This window comes from Streptomyces anatolicus, assembly GCF_019400875.1.
Taxonomy (GTDB): Bacteria; Actinomycetota; Actinomycetes; order Streptomycetales; family Streptomycetaceae; genus Streptomyces; species Streptomyces anatolicus.
Genome location: NZ_WMBF01000574.1, coordinates 1 through 3,640, shown reverse-complemented (window position 1 = coordinate 3,640; position 3,640 = coordinate 1). Strand labels below are relative to the sequence as shown.

The following is a 3,640-nucleotide window of genomic DNA, read 5'->3' as shown; positions in this document are numbered from 1 at the left end:
CTTCACCCCTGAAGGCCCCCACCCCGGAAAGAGAGAACGAGAGCATGACGCACGTCCCCTGCCCCTGGGACGAGCAGTTCGCGCGCCTGGTCACCGCCGCGCTGCCCGCCGCGGCCCGCCACGACGCCGCCCCGCTCACCGTCGACTACGACCTGTCGCAGGCCGGGCTCGAGTCCATGGCCACGGTCGAACTGCTCATACGCCTGGAGACGGCGTACGGCGTGCGGTTCCCCGAACACCTCCTGACCGGCGGCACCTTCGCCACCCCGGGCGACCTGTGGGAGGCCCTGCAGTCACTGCGCGAGGACGCCAAGGACACGGAGGGCCCCACGGATGCCCGCCGCTAGCACCGCGACGGCCCCGGAGGCCTCCGACGAGCCCCTGATGTCGACGGGGCGGCTCGCCCTGTTCTCCGTCGGCGCCATGGCCGCCATGCTGCTCTCCCTGCTCGACGAGAACATCGTGGCCACCGCCGCCCTGCCGATCACCAGCGACCTCGACCCCGAGCACGGCATGAGCCTGCTGCCGTGGCTGCTCAGCGTCTATCTGCTGGCGGCCACCGCCACGCAGCCGCTCTACGGCAAGCTCAGCGACCTGTTCGGGCCGAAGAAGGTCTACCTCTTCGCGATCGTCACCTTCATGGCCGGGTCCGCGCTCTGCGGCCTCGCCCAGAACATGGGCCAGCTGATCGCCTTCCGCGCGGTCCAGGGCCTGGGCGGCGGCGGCCTGATGAGCCTCACGCTGATCATCATGGCCACGCTCTACCCGCCCAAGGAACGCGCGGGCGGCTCCGGCGTCGGCGGCGGCCTCGTCGCCCTCGGCATCATCGTCGGCCCGCTGCTCGGCGGCTATCTGAGCCAGCACCTGTCCTGGCGCTGGATCTTCTACGTCAACCTGCCGCTCGGCCTGCTCACCGTCGTCGCGACCCTCTTCGCGCTGCGCCTGCCGCCCCGGGCGCACCAGCGGGAGCGGCGCGTGGACCTGCCGGGCGCCGCCCTGGTCACGGCAGCGGCAGCCGGGCTGCTCCTGATCGCGCAGTGGGGCGGCACCGAGTACGCCTGGTCGTCGCCGCAGATCCTCGGTCTGAGCGCGGGCAGCCTGCTGCTCGTCGCCGCGTTCGCCTGGTGGGAGACGCGGGCCGCCGAGCCGATCCTGCCGCCGTCGCTCTTCCGCGACCCGGTCTTCCGGATCGCCGCCCCGCTCCAGTTCCTCGCGGGCTTCACGGTGCTCGCCGTGACCGCGTACGTGGTGACGTACCTCCAGGTCGCCCGCGGGCTGAGCGCGCAGTCGGCGGGGCAGCGGCTCGCGCCGATGGCGATCGGGGTGATCGTCGTCATGTTCAGCTCCGGCAAGCTCATCTCACGGACCCTGCGCTACAAGCCGGTCCTGCTGCTGAACTCGGCCATCACCGTGGTCACCCTGGCGCTCTTCGGCACCGTCGACGAGACCACGTCGGCACTCCACCTCGGCGTGCTCCTGGTGCTGCTCGGCTTCGGGCTCGGCGGGGTCGTCCAGGTGGTGCTGCAGACCGTGCAGGCCTCGGCGCCGCCCGAGCAGCTGGGCGTGGCGACGACCGGCACCCGCTTCTTCATGACCCTCGGCAGCGGCTTCGGCGTCGCCGTCCTCGGCGAACTGCTCAACAACCGCTTCCTCGCCCTCCTGCCCGACGGTGTGCCGGAGAGCGCGCGGGGCAGCGCGGGCAAGGCGGTGGCGGCCCTGCGCACCGCGCCGCCGGAGCTGCGCGACAAGCTGACGCACGCCTACGCGTCGGCCGTGGACACCGTCTTCCTGACCGCCGCGGGACTCATGCTGCTGGCGCTCGTCCTCGCCTTCCTCATGCCGGACGTACGGCTCGGCGCGGCGGACGAGCAGGAGGCTGCCTGACTCCCGTACCGCACCGATGAACAAGCCCCGGCGGGCGAGTCCGCCGGGGCTTGTTCGCGTATGCGCGCCCGGGTCAGACCGCCACCCGGTACAGCTCGGAGCCCTCGGCCGCACCCGCCTGCTCGCCATCCGCCCAGCGGGTCAGCTCCAGAGCCCCGCCCTCGTACAGCTTCGAGGCCGCCACCACGCGGGCCGCCGCGCCGGCCGCGCCCTCGGCGCCGGGACGCCCCGCCCGCGACACCGTCACGCGCAGCACGCCGCCGCCGCCCGCGCCCAGGAGCGCCGGGAGGGCGTCGGCCCCTTCCAGGACGGCGCCGCTGTCGCTCTCGACGTCCACGATCTCCTTCAGGAAGACCCGGAAGACCGTGAACGCGGGCTGGGTGTTGGCGTTGCGGAAGGAGGCGCCGTCCTGCCAGACGGTGACGCTGACGTACGCGCCGGGCCGGTCGAGGGCGGGCAGCAGCGCGATGGCGCGGATGCCGGGCATGGTCAGCGCCTGCGCGCGGTAGTCGGCGAAGGCGCTCTCCAGCTCGGCGCCGTCGCCCTCGCGGCCCTCCTTGAGCGTGAGGCGGGCGACGACGGCGATCTGCGCGTCGTCGGGGGAGGTGTGCGTGTCGGGCACGGTGTGGATCCCTTCGTGTCTTCGTGTCTTCGGGGGGAGTGCGCGTACGTACGTACGTACGGTCAGGCCCCACCCTTCGTACGAGGGGTCGGGGCGCCGTCGAGCCCGGCTCGAACGCACGTGGAAGTGCCCGCAGGCCGGGGGAAGCCTGCGGGCACCGTCAGGGGGGCCGGCCGGGAGATCAGCCGGTGAAGCGGTCCTCCGCGATCCGGACGGCCGGATTGCCGTACGCGATGGCGCGCAGCACCTTGCGGTAGACCGGGGTGTGCCGGAAGACGCGGGCCAGCCGGGGCCGCACCTTGGTGGCGAAGGCGCCGGTGGAGAGCATGGCCTTGCTCTGCACCCGCTGGATCCGCATCATCGCCGCGATGTCCGGCGCCCGGCGCCGCTCGAACTCGCCGAGGGCGGCCGCACCGGTGTCGCCGGAGCGCACCGCGTCCACCAGGACCGGATGCAGCACCACCGCGTCCTGGATCGCCAGGTTGATGCCCTGCGCGCCGATCGGGCTGTGGGTGTGCGCGGCGTCCCCGATCAGCACCAGGCCGTCGGCGGCCCAGCGCTCGGCCCGCCCGGAGAAGACGTCCAGGAGGGTCAGGTCGCGCGGCGAGCGGATCTGCTCCTCGATCAAGCGCGCGTACGGCGGTGCCGCGGCGGCCAGTTCCCGCTTGACATGGTCGATGCCCCGGGCCACGACCTCCTGGTAGCCCTTGTGCGGCAGGGTCCAGCCGACCTGGATCCGGTCCGGCCAGGAGTCGTACGCGAGCACCGGGCTGCCGCCCGACCTGAACACCCGTACGTCACGCTCCGGTTCGCCCGCGCCGGCCGGGCGCGGCCCCGCGTCCAGCTTGAACCAGAGCACGTCCAGATCGAAGCTCTCCTCGCGGCCCGCACCGATCCCCGCGAGGCGGCGCACCTTGGAGAACCTGCCGTCCGCGCCGACCACGCACCGGGCGCGCACCGACACCGGGCCGCCCGGACCGTCGGCACTCACGCCGCTGATCCGCTCCCCGTCCCGCAGCAGCGCGCCGACACGGCGGCCGTCCAGGTACCGGAAGCCGTCGAACTTCTCGCAGTGCAGCAGCAGTTCGTCGAGCAGGTGGGCCTGGGGGAGGGAGAGCAGGTGGTCGTAGGGGG

Annotated in this window: 4 protein-coding genes; 2 read left to right on the top strand and 2 right to left on the bottom strand. The window is 73.2% G+C overall.

The genetic code is table 11. From position 1 onward, the window contains the following. Both GKQ77_RS29740 and GKQ77_RS29735 read left to right on the top strand, forming a co-directional pair. A partial coding sequence (locus GKQ77_RS29740; RefSeq protein ID WP_258022198.1) for a phosphopantetheine-binding protein occupies positions 1-347 on the top strand: 347 nt, incomplete at its 5' end. After that, positions 334-1,884, top strand: a complete 1,551-nt coding sequence (locus GKQ77_RS29735) for an MFS transporter (RefSeq protein ID WP_219692217.1) — start codon at positions 334-336, stop codon at positions 1,882-1,884. The genes GKQ77_RS29740 and GKQ77_RS29735, both read left to right, overlap by 14 nt. A gap of 73 nt (positions 1,885-1,957) precedes the next feature. Here the strand turns inward: GKQ77_RS29735 and GKQ77_RS29730 are convergent, their stop codons facing one another. Both GKQ77_RS29730 and GKQ77_RS29725 read right to left on the bottom strand, forming a co-directional pair. Then, on the bottom strand, positions 1,958-2,506 hold the full coding sequence (locus GKQ77_RS29730; RefSeq protein WP_219692216.1) for an antibiotic biosynthesis monooxygenase family protein: 549 nt from the start codon (positions 2,504-2,506) through the stop codon (positions 1,958-1,960). A gap of 181 nt (positions 2,507-2,687) precedes the next feature. After that, positions 2,688-3,640: FAD-dependent monooxygenase (locus tag GKQ77_RS29725; protein WP_219692215.1), on the bottom strand; the 953-nt coding region annotated here is incomplete at its 5' end.